Origin of the sequence: Prevotella sp. SGI.167, from assembly GCF_050313615.1 — a bacterium.
Lineage (GTDB): Bacteria > Bacteroidota > Bacteroidia > Bacteroidales > Bacteroidaceae > Prevotella.
In genome coordinates, this window is the sequence record NZ_JBNPLT010000023.1 from 24,641 (window position 1) to 48,999 (window position 24,359).

At 46.4% G+C, this 24,359-nt stretch carries 17 protein-coding genes, 2 tRNA genes and 1 pseudogene; 18 read left to right on the forward strand and 2 right to left on the reverse strand.

The genetic code is table 11. From position 1 onward, the window contains the following. Positions 1–11 precede the first annotated feature (11 nt). From ACQRBJ_RS11600 to ACQRBJ_RS11615, 4 genes are all read left to right on the forward strand, one after another. Entirely contained in the window at positions 12–1,496 is a 1,485-nt protein-coding gene (locus tag ACQRBJ_RS11600) for an ATP-binding cassette domain-containing protein (RefSeq protein WP_445303694.1), read from the forward strand. A gap of 200 nt (positions 1,497–1,696) precedes the next feature. Beyond that, a tRNA-Thr gene (locus ACQRBJ_RS11605) sits at positions 1,697–1,769 on the forward strand. 32 nt (positions 1,770–1,801) lie between these two features. Then, positions 1,802–1,872, forward strand: a tRNA-Gly gene (locus tag ACQRBJ_RS11610). Positions 1,873–2,082: 210 nt separating this feature from the next. After that, positions 2,083–3,564 (forward strand): tagaturonate reductase, encoded by a 1,482-nt coding sequence (locus ACQRBJ_RS11615; RefSeq protein ID WP_445303695.1) that lies wholly within the window; start codon positions 2,083–2,085, stop codon positions 3,562–3,564. 505 nt (positions 3,565–4,069) lie between these two features. Here the strand turns inward: ACQRBJ_RS11615 and ACQRBJ_RS11620 are convergent. Together ACQRBJ_RS11620 and ACQRBJ_RS11625 are read right to left on the reverse strand one after the other, a co-directional pair. Further along, positions 4,070–4,222: a sulfate transporter gene (locus ACQRBJ_RS11620; protein ID WP_153121800.1), complete on the reverse strand. Its 153-nt coding sequence runs from the start codon at positions 4,220–4,222 to the stop codon at positions 4,070–4,072. A gap of 76 nt (positions 4,223–4,298) precedes the next feature. Further along, positions 4,299–5,234: pseudogene (locus ACQRBJ_RS11625) on the reverse strand (RluA family pseudouridine synthase); the annotation flags it as partial. Between the two features lie 246 nt (positions 5,235–5,480). Between ACQRBJ_RS11625 and ACQRBJ_RS11630 the strand changes: the two are divergent. From ACQRBJ_RS11630 to ACQRBJ_RS11695, 14 genes are all read left to right on the forward strand, one after another. Beyond that, the gene (locus tag ACQRBJ_RS11630; protein WP_294967588.1) at positions 5,481–7,100 is read left to right on the forward strand and encodes an ATP-binding cassette domain-containing protein; all 1,620 of its coding nucleotides are present in this window, start codon (positions 5,481–5,483) and stop codon (positions 7,098–7,100) included. A gap of 111 nt (positions 7,101–7,211) precedes the next feature. Further along, complete coding sequence (locus tag ACQRBJ_RS11635; protein WP_294967587.1) at positions 7,212–7,856, forward strand: nucleotide exchange factor GrpE; 645 nt, start codon at positions 7,212–7,214, stop codon at positions 7,854–7,856. Positions 7,857–7,910: 54 nt separating this feature from the next. Then, complete coding sequence (dnaJ, locus tag ACQRBJ_RS11640; RefSeq protein WP_294967585.1) at positions 7,911–9,071, forward strand: molecular chaperone DnaJ; 1,161 nt, start codon at positions 7,911–7,913, stop codon at positions 9,069–9,071. Positions 9,072–9,196: 125 nt separating this feature from the next. Next, on the forward strand, positions 9,197–10,429 hold the full coding sequence (locus tag ACQRBJ_RS11645; RefSeq protein WP_294967583.1) for a bifunctional folylpolyglutamate synthase/dihydrofolate synthase: 1,233 nt from the start codon (positions 9,197–9,199) through the stop codon (positions 10,427–10,429). Positions 10,430–10,550: 121 nt separating this feature from the next. After that, positions 10,551–11,636 carry an aldose epimerase family protein gene (locus ACQRBJ_RS11650; RefSeq protein ID WP_153121795.1) on the forward strand — a complete coding sequence of 362 codons (1,086 nt, stop codon included), beginning with the start codon at positions 10,551–10,553 and terminating at the stop codon, positions 11,634–11,636. 166 nt (positions 11,637–11,802) lie between these two features. After that, positions 11,803–13,149 carry an MFS transporter gene (locus ACQRBJ_RS11655; protein ID WP_153121794.1) on the forward strand — a complete coding sequence of 449 codons (1,347 nt, stop codon included), beginning with the start codon at positions 11,803–11,805 and terminating at the stop codon, positions 13,147–13,149. A 101-nt stretch (positions 13,150–13,250) separates the two neighbouring features. Then, positions 13,251–14,411 carry a galactokinase gene (galK, locus tag ACQRBJ_RS11660; protein ID WP_153121793.1) on the forward strand — a complete coding sequence of 387 codons (1,161 nt, stop codon included), beginning with the start codon at positions 13,251–13,253 and terminating at the stop codon, positions 14,409–14,411. A 212-nt stretch (positions 14,412–14,623) separates the two neighbouring features. After that, complete coding sequence (locus tag ACQRBJ_RS11665; RefSeq protein WP_294967581.1) at positions 14,624–15,811, forward strand: aldose epimerase family protein; 1,188 nt, start codon at positions 14,624–14,626, stop codon at positions 15,809–15,811. Positions 15,812–15,994: 183 nt separating this feature from the next. Then, the gene (locus ACQRBJ_RS11670; protein WP_445303696.1) at positions 15,995–17,719 is read left to right on the forward strand and encodes a sodium:solute symporter; all 1,725 of its coding nucleotides are present in this window, start codon (positions 15,995–15,997) and stop codon (positions 17,717–17,719) included. Between the two features lie 204 nt (positions 17,720–17,923). After that, positions 17,924–18,604, forward strand: a complete 681-nt coding sequence (locus ACQRBJ_RS11675) for an NUDIX hydrolase (RefSeq protein WP_040552774.1) — start codon at positions 17,924–17,926, stop codon at positions 18,602–18,604. Between the two features lie 27 nt (positions 18,605–18,631). Next, positions 18,632–19,330, forward strand: a complete 699-nt coding sequence (locus tag ACQRBJ_RS11680) for an L-ribulose-5-phosphate 4-epimerase (protein ID WP_006846778.1) — start codon at positions 18,632–18,634, stop codon at positions 19,328–19,330. Between the two features lie 65 nt (positions 19,331–19,395). After that, positions 19,396–20,937 (forward strand): L-arabinose isomerase, encoded by a 1,542-nt coding sequence (gene araA / locus ACQRBJ_RS11685; protein WP_294967578.1) that lies wholly within the window; start codon positions 19,396–19,398, stop codon positions 20,935–20,937. Between the two features lie 81 nt (positions 20,938–21,018). Next, complete coding sequence (locus ACQRBJ_RS11690) at positions 21,019–22,611, forward strand: xylulokinase (protein WP_445303697.1); 1,593 nt, start codon at positions 21,019–21,021, stop codon at positions 22,609–22,611. An 83-nt stretch (positions 22,612–22,694) separates the two neighbouring features. Then, positions 22,695–24,266, forward strand: a complete 1,572-nt coding sequence (locus ACQRBJ_RS11695; protein ID WP_153121786.1) for an alpha-N-arabinofuranosidase — start codon at positions 22,695–22,697, stop codon at positions 24,264–24,266. Positions 24,267–24,359: the final 93 nt, after the last annotated feature.

Below are 24,359 nucleotides of genomic sequence, written 5' to 3' on the forward strand. Positions count from 1 at the left end.
ATATAAGAGAGATGCAAAAGATTATTAGCATTAAGGATGGCGTGACTCGTATGCCGGAATGGCGTATGGCCGAGCCTGTAAACTTTGAGTCCTGCGAAGGTGAACATATCGCCATCGTTGGACCAAATGGTGGTGGAAAGTCGATGTTTGTTGACATCATTGTCGGCAGACACCCTCTGTTAATGCACGACCCTGATTATGATTTCTCACCTAGCACCAAAAAGATGGTGAGCGACAACATCAAGTATATCACCTTCCGTGATACCTATGGTGGCGACAACGACCGCACATATTTCCTCCAGCAGAGATGGAACCAGCTGGAAATAGATGAGAACACTCCGATTGTGAAGGATAAGCTGGAAGAGGCCTACAACATGGCGGGCGAAGATACTCCGGAGCGACGCAATTTGCAGAAGCATATCTATGAACTCTTCCACATGGAGCATCTGCTCGACAAATACACTATCCTCCTGAGCAGCGGCGAGCTGCGCAAGTTCAAGCTGGCTTCTACCCTCTTCTCAGAACCACGCGTCCTCATCATGGACAATCCGTTCATCGGACTCGATGCCGATACCCGCGACCAGCTGAAGGAACTCCTCAAGACTTTGGCACAGGAGCATGCCCTGCAGATTATCCTCGTATTGAGCAAGAGCGATGACATTCCTGACTTTATCACCCACGTAGTGGAAGTAAAGGACTTGAAGGTTATGCCGAAGTTGGGCAAGGAAGAGTATCTGGCTCAGCGCACTCCAGTCCCAAGCCGGATGTTGAGTGATGAGCTAGAACAGGAAATCATCAATCTGCCGTATAGTGACCGTGAGTATAAGAGCCAGGAAGTGGTCAAGATGAACAAGGTTCGCATTCAATATGGCGAGCGCATCATCTTGAAGGATCTGGACTGGACCGTGAACAATGGTGAGCGTTGGGCGCTGAGCGGACAAAACGGAGCCGGAAAGAGTACCTTGCTGAGTCTGGTATGTGCAGACAACCCTCAGAGTTATGCCTGCAACATCGCCCTCTTCGGTAATCCTCGTGGCAGCGGCGAGAGTATCTGGGACATCAAGAAGCATATCGGTTATGTTTCTCCTGAGCTCCACCGCTCATACCAGCGCGACCTCCCTGCCATCAGAATCGTGGCAAGTGGCTTGATGGATTCCGTAGGACTTTACGTAAAGCCGAAGGATGAAGATATGGATAAGTGCCGCTTCTGGATGAAGGTGTTTGGACTGGAAGGATTGGAGGAGCGTGGCTTCCTTAAACTCTCAAGCGGTGAGCAGCGTCTGGTTCTTCTGGCTCGTGCCTTCGTGAAAGATCCGGAACTTCTTATCCTCGACGAACCTTTGCACGGTCTTGATAATTACAATCGCCGTCTGATTAAGGACGTCATCGAAGCTTTTTGCAAGCGAAACAATAAGACCATGATCATGGTTACGCATTACAAGGAAGAACTTCCTGCATGCATCGACCATAGCATTTTCCTCATTCGTCATGCATGATGAATATCCACTTCTGTGCTCTTGCCTATACGGGTAAGAGCGCAGAAGGCATATAATGAGGACTTGGCATTACACCTTATTATATTAATAAACGAGTTTCTTTCCGTTAATGAAAGTTAACTTTAACAAAGTATTCGGTAATATTTTTCTATGTTCGGAAAATATTCATTACCTTTGCAGATAATTAAGAAAAGAGTTATGCCATGATGGCTCAGTTGGTAGAGCAACGCATTCGTAATGCGTGGGTCGCGGGTTCGAGTCCCGCTCGTGGCTCTCTTGTCATTATGTACGATAAGCTAATTCAAGCGAGATTAGCACATCGGTAGTGCACGGGCTTCCCAAGCCTGTGAGGCGGGTTCGACTCCCGTATCTCGCTCGTTCATCTTTCCAGAAGTTATGGAAAGATTTTTTTGTAAAGTTTCGTAAACCTTTACGCACGTTTTTTCAACATTTCCGATATAATGTACCGATTTTTTTTATACCTTTGCATCAGATTTCAGAAAGATAACAATATTGATTAAAGAAATAGATATGACATCTGGGATGGAACTAATAGTAAAACGAATAACAAACATAATAACAAATCATGAAAGAGCTTAAAGCATTAAACAAGCGCACTGCTCCTAAGAGCGTCGCTCCAGAGACAATTATTCAGTTTGGTGAAGGTAACTTCCTCCGTGCATTCGTTGATTGGATTGTATGGAATATGAATAAGAAAACTGACTTCAACGGTTCTGTTGTTGTCGTTCAGCCATTGCCTGGCGGTATGGTAGACTGGTTGAACGGTCAGGATTGCCTCTATCACGTGAACCTTCAGGGCAAAGAGAACGGTCAGGCTGTCAACACATTGGAGCGTATCGACGTTATCAGCCGTGCATTGAACCCATATTCTCAGAACCAGGCTTTCATGGCTTTGGCTGAGCAGCCAGAGATGCGTTTCATCATCTCTAACACAACTGAGGCTGGTATTGCATTCGATGATTCCTGCAAGTTCACAGATGCTCCAGCTGCTTCTTACCCAGGTAAGTTGGTTCAGTTGCTGTTCCACCGCTACAAGTTCTTCGAGGGCGACCCAACCAAGGGTATGATTTTGATGCCTTGCGAGCTGATCTTCTTGAACGGTCACCACTTGAAGGAGTGCATCTATCAGTATATCGAGCTTTGGAAGGAAGACATGGGTGCTGACTACGAGGGCTTCAAGGAGTGGTTCACCAACCACTGCTATGTTTGCGCTACACTCGTAGACCGTATCGTTCCTGGCTTCCCACGCGACACCATCAAGGAAATCCAGCAGAAGGTTTGCTACAAGGATAACCTCGTAGTAAAGGCTGAGAGCTTCCACCTCTGGGTAATCGAGAAGGCTGAGAACATGACTGTAGAGCAGATGCAGGAAGAGTTCCCTGCTCACAAGGCTGGTCTCCACGTTCTCATCACAGACAACGAGAAGCCATACCACGAGCGTAAGGTTACTCTCCTGAATGGCCCTCACACAGTATTGAGCCCTGTGACATACCTCAGCGGTGTGAACATCGTTCGCGATGCTTGCGAGCACCCAGTATTGGGCAAGTACATCCACAAGGTACAGTTCGAAGAATTGATGCAGACATTGAACCTCCCTATGGACGAGCTTCAGAAGTTCGCTTCTGACGTATTGGAGCGCTTCGAAAACCCATTCGTTGACCACCAGGTAACCAGCATCATGCTGAACTCATTCCCTAAGTTCGAGACTCGCGACCTCCCAGGCGTAAAGATCTACTTGGAGCGTAAGGGTGAGTTGCCACAGGGATTGGTATTCGGTCTTGCTGCCATCATCACTTACTATAAGGGTGGTGTTCGTGAGGACGGTGCTCCTATCCAGCCAAACGACGACCAGAAGATCATGGACAAGCTCACAGAGCTTTGGGCTACTGGCGACACCCAGAAGGTAGCAGAAGGCGTACTCGGCTTCGACTACATCTGGCATGAGAACCTGAACGAGACAGTTCCAGGCTTGACAGAGTTGGTTAAAAAGGACCTCGACCTCATTCAGGAGAAGGGTATGTTGGAGGCTGTGAAGACTATCCTCTAATCTTCAATTGACTAATATAAGGTAAAAAGATATGTAATAGAGTCCGGTAAGATGAAGTGATGCTTCATTCTTGCCGGACTTATTTTGTTGAAGGTGAAAAAGTCACTCGTCACTCGTCACTTTTAATTTTTTGAGATATTGTCTTATTGTTAAAAAGAAGATATCATATTAATATATATATTATATTTCTTGTATAATAATGTACGCGCGAACATTAATATATATATAATTATTATAATCTTTTATTCTTAAGGCTTATCAACCTACTTTTGGAAAAAGAGGAAAAAACAAAAAGTGACGAGTGACGAGTGACTTTATCACTTTTTGTGGAAGAAGGATACTGCTCATCTGCCAGCTGCCGATGGAGCTGAAAATACGTGGCGACGCAGCCGGAACTACATCGGGACGTAGAGGTTGCTACGTCGGGACGCAGTTGAGACCACGTCAGGACGTATTTTTGTCTATCTCTCCATGCTGTTGGACAAGGCATGAAAGACCCGTTGATTTACGACAGATACAGCCAGTAAATAGCAAAGAGAACGGCAATCATGATGACGCCTACTGCCATTTTAATCATGCAGGTGGCTACCTTTTTCAGAATAAACAGGCCCACCACCAGGACTACTAGCGCAAAAGCATAATAAAGGAAATTATCCATTGCGTCCCTCCTTTCTGAATGGTTTGTGGTTTGCATGATTTGGCTTATTGCCAGCATCATAAGGCTTATTGTCTTCCTTCATTGCTCTGATGAACTCATTAGGAATTGGAGTTTCAAACTCCATTGGCTGATGAGTCACCGGATGATAGAAGCAGAGCACATAAGCATGCAGGCAAAGACGGCCGCATGGGTCATCACCGTTTCCGTACTTGATGTCGCCACAGATAGGATGGCCCATATCTGCTGTATGTACACGAATCTGGTTCTTTCTACCCGTCTCCAGCTTATATTCTACCAGGGAATGCTCGGTAGTGCGCTGCAATGTATGAAAGTGGGTTACTGCATATTTGCCGCCATTGTCTGTTTCGCTGGCATAAGTAATATATGCCTTGTTGTCCTTCAACCAGTTGGCAACGGTTCCCTCGTCTTCCTCCATCTCTCCGGAAACCAGGGCAACGTATCGGCGGTCGTATACGTTGTGGTGCCAGTCATCCTCCAGCGCAAGCTCGGTCTGCTTGTCCTTGGCGTAAATCATCAATCCCGAAGTGTCACGGTCAAGACGGTGAACTACGTGAGCCTGACAGTTCTGGCGGGTCTTGTGGAAGTAATCATCCAGTACGGTCTTTACGTTGAGCGTAGAATGTCCGGCAGCCATACTGAGGATGCCCACGTTCTTTTCAACCACGATGACGTAGCGGTCTTCATAAACAATCTTGATGTATCTGCTCTTGAAAACCTCCTGGTTCTTCTTGGTCTTGCTTACGCTCACCTTCATGCCAGGTTTCAGAGCATAGTCGAACTGGGTGATGGTCTTGCCATCCACCTTGATTCCTCTACCCTGCAGCGTCTGCTTCACCTTGGTCTTGCTGGGACCCTTTACGTTCTCCATCAGCCATTCCAACAACTGCGCCGGCTTCTCCACCTTGTAGTGGTCATATTCATTCGGATTGCCATAGCCGTAAGCATTGTTGGTATGCTTATTAAAATAGCCTTTATTATTTTGTTGTTTCATTTTCAATTTGCTGTTTCGTGTTATTTATATCTATTTGTTCTTAACACATATTCAACGGTATTGGGATATCGTTGATGCCTTTTAGCATGCAAAAGTAAGACTTTTCTGCAAAATGACAAAGAAGAGCTGTGTTTTTAACTAAAAAAAAGCAACTTTTACCAATAAATCATTGATATACAAATATTTTTTCGTAACTTTGCACACAAATTAAAGATAAATTCAGAAAAAGATATTTAGTAAACAAGAATGATAACAGTACAAAATCTTGCAATTCAATTCGGTAAGCGAGTGCTTTACAAAGATGTAAACCTCAAGTTCACACATGGTAATATTTATGGCGTAATCGGTGCCAACGGTGCTGGTAAGTCTACCCTCCTCCGTGCCATCAGTGGCGATTTGGAGCCAAACAAGGGTACAGTAGAAATGGGACCAGGAGAGCGTCTTTCCGTTTTGGAGCAGGACCACTTCAAGTATGACGAGTTCCGCGTGATGGACACCGTTCTGATGGGTCATCAGCCATTGTGGGAGAACATGAAGGAGCGCGAGCGCCTCTATGCAAAACCAGAGATGACAGAAGAGGATGGTAACCTCGCTGCTGAGCTGGAACTTAAGTTCGCTGAGATGAACGGTTGGGAAGCTGAGAGTAATGCTGCCCAGTTGCTTCAGAACCTCGGCGTGAAGGAAGATCGTCACGATAAGCTCGTTGGTGAGCTTTCTAATACAGAGAAGGTACGCGTGATGCTGGCGAAGGCTCTCTTCGGTAATCCTGACAACCTCCTCCTCGATGAGCCTACCAACGACCTCGACCTCGACACCGTAGAGTGGTTGGAGGAATATCTCAGCAACATCGAGCAGACAGTTCTCGTGGTTTCTCACGACCGTCACTTCCTCGATGCTGTCAGCACACAGACCGTGGATATCGACTTCGGTAAGGTAACCATGTTTGCCGGCAACTACTCTTTCTGGTACGAGAGTTCTCAGTTGGCTCTCCGTCAGGCTCAGAACCAGAAGATGAAGGCTGAGGAGAAGAAGAAGCAGTTGGAGGAGTTCATCCGCCGATTCTCTGCCAATGTAGCTAAGAGTAAGCAGACCACATCCCGCAAGAAGATGCTGGAGAAGCTGAACGTAGAGGAGATTCGTCCTTCTAGCCGTAAGTATCCAGGAATCATCTTCCAAATGGATCGTGAACCAGGTAACCAGATTCTGGAGGTTGAAGGCCTGAAGGCTTGCGATGAGGACGGAACAGTTCTCTTCGACAATGTAAACTTCAACATCGAGAAGGGCGAGAAGGTGGTATTCCTCTCTCACAACCCTAAGGCTATGACCGCTCTCTTCGAGATTATCAACGGCAACCGCAAGGCTGACGCAGGTGATTACAAGTGGGGCGTTACCATCACAACAGCTTATCTCCCACTCGACAACACCGAGTTCTTCCAGAGCGACATGAACCTCGTAGACTGGTTGAGCCAGTATGGTCCTGGCAATGAGGTGGCAATGAAGGGTTATTTGGGAAGAATGCTCTTCAGCGGCGAGGAAGTACTGAAGAAGGTAAACGTACTCTCCGGAGGTGAGAAGATGAGATGTATGATTGCCCGCATGCAGTTGCAGAATGCAAACTGTCTGATTCTCGATACTCCAACCAACCACTTGGACTTGGAGAGTATCCAGGCATTCAACAACAACCTGGTAGGTTTCAAGGGCAATATCCTTTTTGCCAGCCACGACCATGAGTTCATCAATACCGTGGCTAACCGTATTATCGAGCTCACCCCATCAGGAACCATCGATAAGCTGATGTCTTACGATGAGTACATCTATGATGAGGCTATCAAGGAGCAGAAAGCTAAGATGTACGGTCTGCAGTAATAGAAAATACACCTAAATGAGATAAGTGCCAATTCGATGAGAGTCGAGTTGGCACGCTTTTTGTCAAAACAACCATAAAAAGGAATAATCATGTTTAAAAAATTTAAGACTATGTCAAAAGAAAAGAAGATTAATATAGAGGACGGTAACGCTAAGGAACAGGTTCTCAACGAGAATGCTGAGCAGAACGATACTCAGAATAATGAAGAGCCTAAGGCTGAAGAGACAAATACAGAGGATGCTGACAATAAGGCGGCAGATGCTGACAGTAAGACAGACAATACTGACAATGCGGCAGAATCTGAAGAAGCAGATCCATTGGCAAAGGCTCAGCAGGAAGTAGAAGAATTGAAAAAGCAACTGCTCTATAAGACTGCAGAATTTGAGAATTACCGCAAGCGCACCCTGAAAGAGAAGGCTGATCTGATTCTCAACGGTGGTGAGAAGACTATTGCTGCCATTCTTCCAATTCTTGATGACTTCGAGCGTGCAATCGCAGACAAGAGCGAGGATCCTAAGGCTATCAAGGAAGGTGTTCAGATGATTTTCAACAAGTTCATCAAGACTCTTGAAGGTCTCGGAGTAAAGAAGATTGAGACTGCTGACAAGGATTTCGACGTAGATTTCCATGAGGCAATCGCTATGGTGCCAGGAATGGGTGACGACAAGAAGGGCAAGGTTATCGACTGCGTGCAGACCGGCTATACCCTCAACGACAAGGTAATCCGTCACGCTAAGGTTGCTGTAGGCCAATAAGTCTAATGAAGAATTACGATCAGGAATAAAGAAATAAAAATCCATATTTAACAAATGGCAAAGAGAGACTATTACGAGGTGCTTGGCGTTGATAAGCAGGCATCTGAAGACGAAATAAAGAAGGCTTACCGCAAGATAGCCATCAAATATCATCCAGACCGCAACCCTGGAAACAAGGAGGCTGAAGAAAAGTTCAAGGAGGCTGCAGAGGCATACGAGGTTCTTCATGATCCTCAGAAGCGTCAGCAGTATGATCAGTTCGGATTCGACGGTCCGCAAGGCGGTTTCGGTGGATTCGGTGGTGGAGCCAGCATGGATATGAATGACATCTTCTCTATGTTCGGCGATATCTTTGGAGGTCACGGTGGATTCGGTGGCGGATTCGGCGGTTTTGGCGGCAGCGCCCAGCCACAGCAGTACCAGGGAAGAGATTTGCGAGTACAGGCAAAGCTTACATTGGAAGAGGCTTTTGCGGGTTGCACCAAGAAGTTCAAGATTCGTAAAGACGTAACATGTTCTGCTTGCCATGGCACAGGATGCGAAGGCGGCTCACAGCAGGAGACTTGTCCTACCTGTCATGGTACGGGTTACACAGTCCGTACCGTGCGCTCTATGTTTGGAACCATGCAGACTCAGGCTGCATGTCCTACATGTGGCGGCGAGGGTCACGTGATCAAAAACAAGTGTAAGGCTTGTGGTGGTGAAGGCATTGTTGCTGGCGAAGAAGTTGTAGAAATCAATATTCCTGCAGGTGTGGATGACGGAATGGTCGTTACCGTACCAGGTAAGGGAGGCGCCGGTAAGCACAATGGCGTCAACGGCGACCTTCAGGTTATCGTACGCGTAGAAAAGAGCGATGTCTTCGAACGTAAAGACAAGGACCTCTACTATAATCTCGTACTCGACTTCTCTACAGCTGTTCTTGGCGGTGAAGTGGAAATCCCTACATTGGAGGGAAAGACTACCATCAAGATAGAACCAGGAACCCAGCCAGGTAAGCAGGTTCGCCTGCGTGGTAAAGGTATGCCTGCCATCAAGGGATATGGTTATGGACGAGGCGACATCATCGTGAACATTACCGTCTACATTCCTAAGACCCTCAACAAGGAAGAGAAGGAATTGGTGAAGAAGTTCAAGGAATGCGAGAACTTCCAGGCAGACAATGCCACCAAGAAGTCAATCTTTGACAGCATCAAGAATCTGTTCAACAAATAGATTCCTGAAGATTCTATGGATGAAATCTCATAAAAGATAAAAGTAACAGGCAATCCTGATTATTGGCTCAATGCCAGTATTGGGATTGCCACTTTTTGTACCTACACATTTATAATATATAAGAAATGAATTATCAAGAAACGACAGAATATCTCTTCAATAGTACTCCGGTGTTTGAAAAAATTGGTGCCAAGGCATATAAGCCTGGTCTGCAGACTACCCATGAGCTGGACGAGCACTTCGGTCATCCTCATCGTCAATATAAGACTATACATATTGCCGGTACCAACGGCAAGGGTTCCTGCTCTCATACGATAGCAGCCATCCTTCAAAGCCAGGGTTACAAGGTGGGATTATACACATCCCCTCATCTTGTTGATTTCCGCGAGCGCATCCGTGTGAACGGAGAATGCCTGCCGGAACAGTATGTCATCGACTTTGTAGAAGAGAACCGTGCTTTCTTCGAACCTCTTCATCCGTCTTTCTTCGAGCTGACCACGGCCATGGCATTCAAGTACTTTGCCGAGCAGAAAGTAGACTATGCGGTAATCGAAGTAGGACTTGGAGGAAGACTTGACTGTACCAATATCATCACTCCGGTTCTTTCTGTCATTACCAATATCAGTTTTGACCATACCCAGTTTCTGGGAAACACCCTAGCAAAGATAGCTGGCGAGAAGGCAGGAATCATAAAGCCTGACGTGCCTGTAGTTATCGGTGAATACATCGAAGAGACCCGTCCTGTTTTTGAGAAGGTTGCCGGAGAACGCCATTCTCCTATTCTCTTTGCACAGGATGAAGACACGGCTATGGAGGTAGATATGGAACTGAAAGGTTCCTATCAAGAACGTAACAGAAAGACCATTCTTGCAGCACTCAACGTCTTGCGACAGACGATGACCATCAGCGACGAAGCAATCAGAAACGGTTTCGGGCATGTATGTGAGCTGACAGGGTTGCGAGGTAGATGGGAGAAGCTGGGAGAAGCACCGCTTGTCATCTGTGATACGGGTCACAATCTTGCGGGATGGAAGTATCTTGCCACACAGATTAATGATGTTGACGCTCAGGTCAAGCACATCGTTTTTGGAATGGTGGACGACAAAGATGTTGAGCACGTATTACAACTTCTGAGGGATAAGCTCAAAAATGGGGTAAAATTCTATTGGACGCAGCCTTCTACCAAAAGAGCCATTCCTGTGGAGAAATTGCGAGACACTGCATTAAAGTATAACTTGCATGGTAAGATGTATCATTCTGTAAAAGAAGCATATATGACAGCGAAAGCAAATGCAAAAAATGATGATTTTGTCTTCGTTGGAGGTTCAAGTTATGTAGTCGCTGATTTGCTCTCCTAAAAATTTTTAGTTTTTTTAAATCAAATAATTGCTAAATATTTTGTCATATTCATTTTTTTTTAGTTACTTTGCAGTAGATTACTTTAGAACATAAAGTAGAGTAACTAAAAAAAGATATATTATGAATACAGAACCAGTTAACAAGTGTGGTTTGAAAAGAGAAGATTTTCAGACCACAGTAAATGGAAAGAAGACTGATCTCTTCGTGTTGAGAAACAATCAGGGCAATGAGATTGCAGTGACTAACTACGGTGGTGCTGTTGTTGCTATCATGATGCCAGATAAGGACGGCAACTATGCTAACCTCATCGAGGGTCACGACAACATACAGGATGTCATCAACTCACCTGAGCCTTTCTTGAGCGTCCTCATCGGTCGTTACGGAAATCGTATCAAGGAGGGTAGATTTACCCTTCATGGCAAGGAGTATCAGTTGGCATGCAACGATGGAAAGAACCATTTGCATGGTGGTCCTACCGGATTCCACGCCCACGTTTGGGATGCAACCCGTATGAGTGACAATGCAGTTGTCTTGAAGTACACCAGCCCATACGGCGAGGAAGGCTTCTCTGGAGAATTGACTGTTTGGGTAGCTTACACCTTGACAGACGACAATGAGTTCGTCATCAAGTATCAGGCTACAACTAACAAGATGACCATCTGCAACTTGACTCATCACGCATTCTTCGCAATCCAGGGTATTGCAAATCCTACCCCAACTATTGACAACATCATCTGTGAGGTGAATGCAGACTACTACCTCCCTATCGATAAGGAGTCTATTCCAACAGGTGAAATCCTGAAGGTAGAGGGTACACCTTTCGATTTCCGCACTCCAAAGCCAATCGGCCAGGACATTGATGCCGACAACGAGCAGATCAAGAATGGTCAGGGTTACGATCACAACTATGTTTTAAACAAGAAGGAAGAGGGCGAGTTGAGCTTTGCTGCCCGCATTAAGGACCCTGTTAGCTGCCGTACCATGGAGGTTTATACCACAGAACCAGGTTTGCAGATGTATACAGGTAACTTCCTGGCAGGCATCAAGGGTCAGCATGGTGCAACATTCCCACGCCGCAGCGCAGTTTGCTTCGAGGCACAGAAGTTCCCAGACACACCAAATCATCCATACTTCCCAAGTTGCAGATTGAACCCTGGTGAGACATACACACAGAAGACAATCTATAAGTTTGGCGTAGACAAATAAAATCAGATTAAACCATATAGGAGTTGCTGCCTCTAAGTGCACAATGCTGGGGCAGCCGCTCCTTTTTGCGGTTAAATTAACCAGTGAACAATCATATGGTAACAACCAGCAATACAAGCAAATAACAAATATAACAATAACAAATATCAACTATCAAGATTAAACAATGGAACAAAAAAGTGTAAATAACAACGGTCGTGTCATTGCCATCATCACGATGTGTTTTATCTTTGCAATGATCTCGTTTGTAACTAACATGGGAGCACCTTTTGGCAACATCTGGGGCTTCAAGTACTCTTGGGCAGCCATGATGGGTAACTTCATGAACTTTGCCGCTTACCTCTTCATGGGTATTCCTGCCGGCAAGATGATTGAAAGCAAGGGTTACAAGAAGACAGCATTGATCGCACTCGCTGTCGGTACAATCGGTTTGATGATTCAGTACTTGTCAAGTATCTTTGGTGACGACATTCCAGTATTTAACCTCAGCTCTGGTGCCGTTTGCCTCAACCTTATCATTTATCTGTTGGGTGCTTTCATCTGCGGTTTCTGCGTATGTATGCTTAACACCGTGGTAAACCCAATGTTGAACTTGCTCGGTGGCGGTGGTAACCGCGGTAACCAGCTCATTCAGATTGGTGGTACATTAAACTCTTTGAGTGGTACTCTTACCCCATTGTTGGCAGGTGTACTCGTAGGTACAGTTACAGCTAACACAAGTATGAGCGACGTTGCTCCTCTCCTCTTCATCGGTATGGCGGTGTTCATTGCAGCCTTCTTCATCATCTGGTTTGTTGCTATTCCTGAGCCAAACATCAAGAAGGAGAACGTACAGTACGATCACAGTCCTTGGTCATTCCGTCACTGCGTACTCGGTGTCATCGGTATTTTCTTCTATGTAGGTGTTGAGATTGGTATTCCTGCTCAGCTTATTTTCTACATCAGTAGCATGGACTTCACAGGTGCTGCTTCTGTAGGTGGTGCTTTCGCAGCAGTTTACTGGTTGCTCATGATGTGCGGCCGATTCCTCAGCTCATTTATCAGCGGTGCAGTTTCTACCAAGACACAGATGACAATAGTATCAACAGTAGCTATACTCCTGTTGCTCACAGCCATCTTCTTGCCAGAAACCAACACATTGAACTTCTCTTTGGCTGGTGATTCTGAGATTGCAAACCTTCTCAAGCTCGACGACCACGGTACTGGTCTTGTAGCATTTACTATCCCTACCAAGTGCGTACTCATCGCTATCTGCGGTTTGTGTACTTCTATCATGTGGGGTGGAATCTTCAACCTTGCTGTTGAGGGTCTCGGCAAATACACAGCTCAGGCATCAGGTATCTTCATGATGATGGTAGTTGGTGGTGGCGTAATGCCTCTCATCCAGGACGCTGTTGCTAAGGCTGCTGGTCCTATCGCATCTTATTGGGTTATCATCGCCATGATTGCATACATTCTCTTCTACGCCCTCGTTGGTTGCAAGAATGTAAACAAGGACATTCCAGTAGAGTAATAATGAAACATCTTATTCCCGGGTGAAGCAAAACTTGATTTATCCGGGAACAACTAGTTTATAATCAGATCTTTAATAATAACTTTTAAACAACAACTATTATGGATATCGAAAAAGTAAGAAGCCGTTTCATCAAGCACTTTGATGGCAAAACAGGTAACATCTATATGTCACCAGGTCGTATTAACCTGATTGGCGAGCACACTGATTATAATGGTGGATTCGTATTCCCAGGTGCAGTAGATAAGGGTATTATGGCTGAGATCCGTCCTAACGGAACAGAGACAGTGATGCTCTACTCTATCGACTTGAAGGACCGTGTAGAGTTCAAGGTAAACGACCCAGAGGGTCCTCGCGCATCTTGGGCACGCTACATCTACGGTATCTGCCAGGAGATGAAGGCGCTGGGTGTTGATGTAAAGGGCTTCAATGCAGCATTCTATGGCGATGTGCCTCTCGGTGCAGGTATGTCTTCTTCAGCTGCTCTTGAGAGCTGCTTCGCTTTCGCCTTGAACGATCTCTTCGGTGACAACAAGGTTTCTAAGTGGGATCTCGTTCTCGCTGGTCAGGCTACTGAGCACAAGTACGTAGGTGTTAACTGCGGTATTATGGACCAGTTTGCTTCTGTATTCGGCAAGGAGGGCAAGTTGATGCGTCTCGACTGCAACAGCCGTGAGTTTGAGTACTTCCCATTCGAGCCTAAGGGCTACAAGCTCTGTCTGGTTAACTCTAAGGTTAAGCACGAGTTGGCTGGTTCACCATACAACGACCGTCGTAACTCTTGCGAGAACGTGGTTAAGCACATCGCTGCCAAGCACCCAGAGGCAAAGTTCGAGACTCTCCGCGATTGCACATGGGAGCAGCTGGAAGAGGTTCGCGCAGAGGTAGGCGAAGAGGATTACAGCCGCGCTCACTTCGTATTGGGCGAGAAGGACCGCGTATTGGCAGTCTGCGATGCTCTTGAGAAGGGTGACTACGAGACTGTAGGCCAGAAGATGTATGAGACCCACCACGGTTTGAGCAAGGAATACGAGGTAAGCTGCGAGGAGCTCGACTTCTTGAACGATGTTGCCAAGGAGAACGGTGTTACTGGTAGCCGTATCATGGGTGGTGGCTTCGGTGGCTGCACCATCAACTTGGTTAAGGACGACATCTATGACAAGTTCGTAGAGGATGTTACAGCTAAGTTCACAGCTAAGTATGGTCATGCTCCTGAAATTTACCCAGTAGTTATCTCTGAGGGTTCTCACAAGGTTTGCTAATATACATATTATATAATATAAAGGAACTGCAGTTAGTGTTGGCTAGCTGCAGTTTTTTTTTGCCCAAATTTAGCCAAAAGCAGGCGTAATCATGCAAATAGTGTTAAAAACACACTTTAGAATGAAAAAAGTTAGGGAAAACTATTGCCGTTTCAAAATAAAATTGTAATTTTACACCCAAAATAAAGTAAACAATTAAAAACAGCCTAAAAATGAGTACATTTAAGACCCTTTTCATGGGAGTAGGTTTTGCGGCAATCGCTACCCTCTCTGCTTGTTCATCAAGCAGCAACGCTAGTCTTACACAGTCTGGTTTGAATCCTGCAGATTTCGATTCAACCGTATTGGGAAAGAAGACTGAGTTAGTAACCCTCAAGAATGCCAACGGCATGGAGGTATGTCTCACCAACTATGGTGGGCGTGTGGTTTCAATCTCTGTCCCAGACAAGGACGGCAAGCCAACTGATGTAGTTCTTGGTTATGACAATATCCATCAGTATGCAGATACGCTTAACTCTCCTTCTGATTATGGTTCATCAGTAGGTCGTTACGCTAACCGCATCAAGGATGCCAAGCTTTCACTTGCAGGTTCTACCTATCAGTTGAAGGCAAATGATAATGGCAACTGCCTGCATGGTGGTGGTGCTACAGGATGGTTGAACCAGGTTTACGACATTACAGAGAAGAACGACTCATCCGTTACCTTCACTATCAATGCGAAGGATGGCGAGAATGGTTTCCCTGGCAACGTAACAGCAACAGCTAAATATACAGTCAAGAGTGACAACACACTCGACATCGAGTTTGGCGCTACAACAGACAAAGAGACCGTTGTCAATATGACCAACCACAGTTACTTCAACTTGAATGGCGATCCATCTAAGGAAGGTTTCGATCAGGTAATGTACATCAATGCAGATAAGTTCACTCCTGCAGATTCACTTTACATCCCAACTGGTGAAATCAAGAGTGTCGAGGGAACCCCTATGGATTTCCGTAAACCTGCAGAAATCGGCAAGAAGGTAGATTATAACTTTGACCAGATTAAGAATGCCACAGGTTACGACCACAACTGGTGTTTGAACACATATAAGAATGGTAAGGGCGATGACAAAACAGTTTGCGCAAGCCTCTACTCACCAAAGAGCGGTATCCTTCTTGAAGTATTTACCAACGAGCCAGGCATTCAGGTTTACACCGGTAACTTCCAAGGCACAGGTATTGCCTGCAAGCATGGCATCAAGTATCCTAAACACGTAAGCGTTTGCTTCGAGAGCCAGAAATATCCTGATTCTCCAACCAAGATTGCTCAGGGTGTAAAGGATTGGACAGATGCCACATTGAAGCCAGGAGAGAAATACAATTCTCACCTCGCTTACAAATTCAGCGTTAAAAAGTAAGCGTAAGTTAGTTTAAAAGTTAGCGAACCGGCGGATAAAGTCCGCTGGAACAGCTAACATCCAACAAGAAGTTTTCGCAATGACAAAAAAACGAAATGTGCTGGATAAGAAACTAACATAATAAGCATCCAATAAAAGAAAAGAATAAACAAATAATAATAAACAAACAATCTTATAGTAATTATGAATTGGAATTCAACAGAATTCGTATGGCTTGATTGGGCTATACTCGCCATTGGTGTTATCGGCGTAATTTGGGCTGTTTGGCACGCAATCGTGAAAGACAGAAAGGCTCAGAAAGGTGAAGACTCTTCTGCCTACCTCTTCGGTAAGGGTGAGCCATGGTATGTAATCGGTATGGCTATCTTTGCTGCCAACATTGGTTCTGAGCACCTCGTTGGTTTGGCTGGTACAGGTGCCAAGAGTGGTGTCGGTATGGCACACTGGGAGATGCAGGGCTGGATGATCCTCATCTTGGGTTGGCTGTTCGTACCTTTCTACCAGTTGCTCATCAACAAGATGGGTAAGATCATCACCATGCCTGACTTCCTGAAGTTCCGCTATACCCAGCGCACAGGTTCATGGCTCTCTATCATCACCCTCGTAGCTTACATCCTTACAAAGGTGAGCGTTACAGCCCTTACAGGTGGTATCTTCTTCGAATATCTTTGGGGCTTGAACTTCTGGGCTGGTGCTATCGGTCTGATTATCCTCACCACCATCTTCACCGTATTCGGTGGTATGAAGGGTGTGATGACATTGTCAACTATCCAGACACCTATCCTCGTCATCGGTTCTTTCCTCGTACTCTTCCTCGGTCTCTCTACCCTCGGCGGTGGCAGCATCGCTGCTGGTTGGGCCGACATGATGGATTACTGCGGCAAGTTGAACAACGGCTACGGTACAACCCACATGTTCCACTGGGAGGCAGGTGATTCTATGTATCAGGAGTATCCTGGTTTCGTAGTATTGATCGGTGCAACCATCATCGGTTTCTGGTACTGGTGTACTGACCAGCACATCGTTCAGCGTGTACTCGGTCAGGTTCCTGGCGAGAGTAACGTAGAGGTTATGAAGCGTGCCCGCCGCGGTACTATCGCAGCCGGTTTCTTCAAGGTACTCCCTTGCTTCATGTTCCTCATCCCAGGTATGATTGCAGCAGCCTTGGCTCAGAAGGGTGCCATCCAGATGAACGAGACTGATGCAGCCTTCGCCATCATGGTAAAGACCGTTCTTCCTGCAGGTATCAAGGGTATCGTAACCATCGGTTTCATCTGCGCACTCGTTGCTTCATTGGCAGCATTCTTCAATAGCTGTGCTACCCTCTTCACCGAGGACTTCTACAAGCCATTGAAGAAGGGCATGTCTGAGGCTCACTACGTACTCGTTGGCCGTATCGCTACCGTAGTAGTTGTAGTTCTCGGTTTCGCATGGTTGCCAATCATGATGAAGATGGATACATTGTACAATTATCTCCAGGGTATACAGTCACTTCTGGCTCCAGCCATGGTAGCCGTATTTGCAATGGGTATCTTCTTCAAGAAGATTACTCCAAAGGCAGGTGAATATACCATGATTACAGGTTTCCTCATCGGTATGCTCCGCCTCGTTACCAACGTCATCACTGATACAGGTAAGGCTACAATGGATGGTGCATTCTGGGATTACACCGCATGGTTCTGGCAGACCAACTGGCTCGTATTCGAGTGCTGGTTGCTCGTATTCCTCATCATCTTCATGGTAGTAGTAAGCTGCTTCACTCCAGCTCCAAGCAAGGAGCAGGTAGAGGCAATCACCTTCACATCAGACTTCAAGAAGTCTATCCGTGAGAGTTGGAGTGCCTTCGATATTATCGGTACCCTCGTCGTAATCGGCCTCTGCGCAGCATTCTACGCATACTTCTGGTAAAATATTATTCACGTCAGGAGCAAGAAGTGAGGAGTCTGGAATTTTCTCGAAGATCAGACAAAACTGTTTCTGTTGAAAAAATCCGCGATCCTTTCTTCTCCTTCTTACTCCTTGATTTTCCTCTCGAACCTGCTCTATGAAGAGCAAGCAAAAGAACACAACTATACATACATTGAATCATTACATCAAAACAGCAGAAAGACCATGACCCAGTTTTATAATGAATACTCCAAAGTATTAGTATCCGTCGATTGTATCATTTTCGGTTTCGACGGTAGTAACCTCCAGGTACTGATAGGCAAACGCAAGATGGACCCGGGAAGAGGCGAATGGTCACTCTATGGTGGTTTCGTTGGCGCAACAGAAAATCTCGAAGATGCTGCCAACAGAGTCATCCTGGAACTTACTGGAATGAAAAACCTCTATATAAGACAAGTAGGAGCTTTCGGCCGCATCGACCGTGACCCAGGTGAGCGAGTTATCTCTATCGCCTATTGCACTCTCATCAATGTGAAAGACTATGATGACAGCCTCCGTGTAGAACACGGATTGGAATGGGTTAGTCTGAACGAACTTCCAGAACTTTACTCAGACCACAAACTCATGATCCGCAACGCTATCGCACAGATACGCCGCCGCATCAATCATGAGCCATTAAGCTTCAAACTCCTCCCAGACCTCTTTACGCTGACACAGCTTCAGCATGTATTCGAGGCAGTAATAGGCGAAGAGATTGATAAGCGCAACTTCCGCAAACGCGTGAAGGATATCGACTTCATCGAGAAAACAGAACTCATCGATAAAGTCAACTCGAAACGAGGCGCCGCCCTCTACCGCTTCAACAAGAAAGCATACGAGGAAGACCCATCGTTCAACTTGAAATAGAATAAACAACTTAAAACAAAAGATATTATGTTAGAAGAATTAAAAGAAAAAGTGTTCAAGGCAAACCTTGATCTCGTTAAGCACAACCTCGTGCTCTTTACATGGGGTAATGTGAGTGGTATCGACCGCGAGAAAGGTCTGGTTGTCATCAAACCATCAGGCGTCGATTATGACACCATGAAGGCTAGCGATATGGTAGTAGTAGACTTGGAAACAGGTAAGGTAGTAGAAGGCGATCTGAATCCATCATCTGATACACCAACCCACTTGGTTCTCTACCGCGCATTCCCAGAGTTGGGTGGCGTAGTTCATACTCACTCTACTTATGCTACCGCTTGGGCACAGGCTGGCTTGGACATCCCTAATATTGGTACAACTCATGCTGATTACTTCCACGATTGCATCCCTTGCACTGATGCGATGACAGAGGATATGATGGCAGAATATGAGCACAACACAGGTGTTGTCATCGTTGACCGTTTCAAGAAAGATAACATCAACCCAGTTCATACTCCTGGCGTATTGGTTAAGAACCATGGTCCTTTTACATGGGGTAAGGATGCTGACCAGGCTGTTTATCACGCAGTAGTAGCTGAACAGGTGGCCAAGATGGCTTTCATCTCATTCTCTGTGAATCCAAACACCACCATGAACCCATTGCTCGTAGAGAAGCACTTCAACCGCAAGCACGGTCCTAACGCTTACTACGGACAGAAAAAGCACTAATTAAAGGTTTTTCAAATAAAGATATCAGATCACATTAACAATAACAATTAATACAACAAACAATCATGATTAAAGCATTTGAAAATTTAGAGGTATGGTTTGTAACTGGTGCACAGCTTCTTTACGGAGGCGAAACAGTTAAGATAGTTGATGGTCACTCAAAGGACATGGTAGATGGTCTGAACAACAGTGGCATCATCCCAATCAAGGTAGTTTACAAGGGCACAGCTAACTCTTCTGCAGAAGTAGAGGCCGTCATGAAGGCTGCCAACAACGATAAGAAGTGCGTAGGTATCATCACATGGATGCACACCTTCTCTCCAGCTAAGATGTGGATCAAGGGCTTGCAGGCTCTCGAGAAGCCTCTCCTCCACTTTCATACTCAGTACAACGCAGAACTCCCTTGGGATTCTATCGATATGGACTTCATGAACCTCAACCAGTCAGCTCACGGCGACATCGAGTTCGGTCACATCTGCACCCGCATGCGCATCCCTAGAAAGGTTGTTGTAGGTTACTGGAAGAGCGAAGAGGCTCAGAAGCAGATTGCTACATGGGCTCGCGTAGCTGCAGGTGTTGCTGATGCTCACAACGTACGCTGCTTGATGTTCGGTATGAACATGAACAACGTAGCCGTAACAGATGGCGACCGCGTAGAGTTCGAGCAGCGCTTGGGTTACCATGTAGATTACTACCCAGTATCTTCACTCATGGAGTACTACAAGAAGGTAACAGATGCTGAGGCTGATGCTCTCGTTGAGGAGTACAAGAAGGAGTACACCATCAAGATTGATGAGTCTGGCGAGGAAGTTTACTGGGAGAAGGTGAAGAACGCAGCTAAGGCTGAGATTGCTCTCCGTCGCGTATTGAAGGATGAGAACGCAGTAGCATTCACAACCAACTTCGATGACCTCGGCGATGCTGACATCGACGATCCAAACTTCTGCGGTTTCGACCAGATTCCTGGTTTGGCTTCACAGCGCCTGATGGCAGAGGGTTATGGTTTCGGTGCTGAGGGTGACTGGAAGACAGCTTGCCTCTACCGCACACTCTGGGTAATGAACCAGGGCTTGGAGAAGGGTTGCTCATTCCTCGAGGACTACACACTCAACTTCGCTGCCGACCGTACATCTAGCCTCCAGAGCCACATGCTCGAGGTTTGCCCATTGATTGCTTCAGACAAGCCAAAGCTCGAGGTTCACTTCCTAGGCATCGGTATCCGCAAGCAGCAGACAGCTCGTTTGGTATTCACATCTAAGACAGGTAAGGGTGTTAAGGCAACTGTAGTTGATCTCGGCAACCGTTTCCGTCTCATTGCAAGTGAGGTAGAGTGCATCGAACCAAAGGCAATGCCTAAGCTCCCTGTAGCTTCAGCTCTCTGGGTTCCACAGCCAACCTTCGAGATTGGTGCAGGTGCTTGGATCCTCGCTGGTGGTACACACCACAGTGCATTCTCTTACGACATCACTGCTGAGTACTGGGAAGACTTCTGCGAGATCCTGGGTATTGAGTTCGTCAACATCGACAAGAACACAACTATCAGCAGCTTCAAGCAGCAGCTCCGCAACAACGAGATTTACTACATGCTCAACAAGGCGTTGAGATAATTTAAGTGAAGAGTGAAGAACGAAGAGTGAAGAATTCCATTGCTTTTCTCTTTGTTCCTTACATTAAAGAAAGAATCAATAATGAGCGCAAAAACTATTATAGAATCAGGTAAGGCCATTCTCGGTATCGAGTTTGGCTCTACCAGAATCAAGGCTGTCTTGATCGACACCGACAACAACCCTATCGCACAGGGTAGCTTTGAGTGGGAAAACCAGTTGGTTGATGGTCTCTGGACTTACAGCATCGACACAATCTGGAAAGGTTTGCAGGATTGTTATGCCGACCTCCGCAAGAACGTGAAGGCTGAGTACGACTGCGAAATCAAGCAGTTGGCTGCCATCGGTATTTCTGCGATGATGCACGGCTACATGGCTTTCGGTAAGGATGAAAACATTCTCGTTCCTTTCCGCACATGGCGTAACACCAATACAGCCAAGGCCGCAGCTGAACTTTCAGAGCTCTTCCACTTCAACATCCCATTGCGTTGGAGTATCTCTCACGTATATCAGGCTATCCTGAATGGTGAGGACCACATCAACAAGATTGACTTCCTTACCACTCTCGCCGGTTATATCCACTGGCAGCTCACAGGCAAGAAGGTTTTGGGCGTAGGCGATGCATCAGGTATGCTCCCTATCGACTCTAACACCGGCAACTACGATGCAGAGATGGTAGCTAAGTTCGATAAGCTCATCGAGCCTAAGAACCTGGGCTGGAAGATTCTCGACATTCTCCCAGAGGTACTGAACGCAGGCGAAGATGCTGGCGTATTGACCGAGGAAGGTGCAAAGAAGCTCGACCCATCAGGCACACTCCAGGCAGGCACCCCACTCTGTCCTCCAGAAGGTGATGCAGGTACTGGTATGGTAGCTACCAACGCTGTACGTCAGCGTACAGGTAACGTCAGTGCAGGTACATCTTCTTTCTCTATGATTGTATTGGAGAAAGCCTTGAGCCAACCTTACGAAGTCATTGATATGGTGACTACTCCTGATGGTAGCCCTGTAGCAATGGTTCACTGCAACAACTGTACTTCCGACCTCAATGCATGGGTAGGTTTGTTCAAGCAATATCAGGAGTTGCTCGGTGTACCTGTGGATATGAACGAGGTATTCGGCAAACTCTACAACCACGCTCTCGAAGGCGATGCTGATTGCGGTGGTTTGATTGCTTACAACTATATCTCTGGTGAGCCTGTAACCGGTTTGGCAGAAGGTCGCCCAATGTTCGTACGTTCAGCCAACGACCACTTTAACCTCGCCAACTTCATGCGCGCCAACCTCTATGCTTCAGTAGCTGTATTGAAGATTGGTAACGATGTCTTGTTCAAGAACGAGAAGGTACAGGTAGACCGCATCACCGGTCATGGCGGTTTGTTCAAGACCAAGGGAGTAGGTCAGCGCATCCTCGCTGCAGCCATCAACTCCCCAATCTCTGTGATGGAGACAGCAGGCGAAGGTGGTGCATGGGGTATTGCCCTGCTCGCAGGCTATCTCGTAAACAATGCAGAGAAGCTGAGCCTGGCTGATTACCTCGACAAGAAGGTATTTGCCGGCAATACTGGTGTTGAAATCGCGCCTACTGCAGAAGAAGTAGCTGGTTTCGACAAGTATATTGAGACCTACAAGGCAGGTCTTGCCATTGAAAAGGCAGCTGTTGAAAACAAAAACTAACAAAATATCAATACGTTTGTGGGGAATCAGTCTCCACAAACGTATTCTTATAAAAGAACAACAAAAATAAAACTTATAAGATAATGAAGAAACTTTTCGCAACCACATTGCTTTCTGCAGCAGTTGCATTCACCGCACAGGCTCAGAATGTAACCGGAACAATTCATGCCAACCAAGGCAAGCAGAAAATTAATAAAGAGATTTACGGACAGTTTGCCGAGCATCTCGGTAGCTGCATCTATGGTGGACTCTGGGTAGGTCCTGATTCCAAGATTCCTAACACACAAGGTTACCGTAACGACGTGCTCCAAGCTCTCAAGGACTTGAAAGTGCCTGTATTAAGATGGCCTGGAGGATGTTTCGCAGACGAGTATCACTGGATGGACGGAATCGGGCCACGTGAAAATCGTCCTAAGATGCAGAACAACAACTGGGGTGGAACCATCGAAGACAATTCCTTCGGTACTCACGAGTTCCTGAATCTCTGCGAAATGTTGGGTTGCGAGCCTTACATCAGCGGAAACGTGGGTTCGGGAACTGTTGAGGAACTTGCCAAGTGGGTAGAATACATGACCAGCGACGGCGATACACCTATGGCTAAGCTCCGCCGACAGAACGGTCGCGACAAGGCTTGGAAGGTAAAGTACCTCGGTGTGGGCAATGAGAGCTGGGGCTGCGGTGGCAACATGCGCCCAGAATACTACTCTGACCTCTTCCGCCGTTACTCTGTTTATTGCCGCAACTATGATGGCAACGAACTCTACAAGGTTGCTTCCGGAGCCAGCGACTACGATTACAACTGGACCAAGGTGCTGATGGACCGTGTTGGTCATCGTGCCAACGGAATCTCCTTACATTATTATACAGTAACCGGCTGGGAAGGCAGCAAGGGTTCGGCTACCAAGTTCGACAACGACGATTACTACTGGACCATGGGCAAGTGCCTCGGCATTGAGGATGTCATCAAGAAGCACGAAGCCATCATGGACAAGGCTGACCCAAAGAAGCAGATTGGTCTTCTCGTAGATGAATGGGGAACCTGGTGGGATGAGGAACCAGGAACCATCAAGGGCCACCTCTATCAGCAGAACTCCATGCGCGATGCTTTCGTGGCAGCCCTCTCGCTCAATGTCTTCCATCGCCATGCTGACCGCATCAAGATGGCAAACATCGCTCAGGTGGTCAACGTGCTCCAGTCTATGATTCTCACCGACACCAAGGGAACCGGTCACATGGTTCTGACTCCTACCTATCATGTTTTCAACATGTACAAGGACTTCCAGGAGGCTACCTATCTCCCAATGGACGTGAAGTGCGACTCTATGGACGTTCGTGGCGACAGCCATGCGAAGGACGGCAGAAAGATTCCTCTGGTTTCTACATCTGCTGCCAAGAAGGCAGACGGAACCATCGTGGTTTCTCTTGCAAATGTTAGTCTTGACAAGGCTCAGGAAGTTGAGTTCAAACTGGATGGCGCAGCTGCTCCAAAGGCTGTAAACGGACAGATTCTTTCTTGCAAGAAGGTGACCGACTATAATGATTTTGAGCACCCTGAGGTAGTGAAGCCTGCCGTGTTCAAGGATGCAAAAGTCAAGAAAAATACCCTCAAGGTTAAAATTCCTGCAAAATCTATCGTAGTTTTGAAAATAAAGTAGTATATTTGTAGGGCAAAATCTAAATTTCATCAGCTCTTTTCATATAAGGAGCTGATGAACAAACAGTTCGACATTCTGAAACAGAATTGTCAA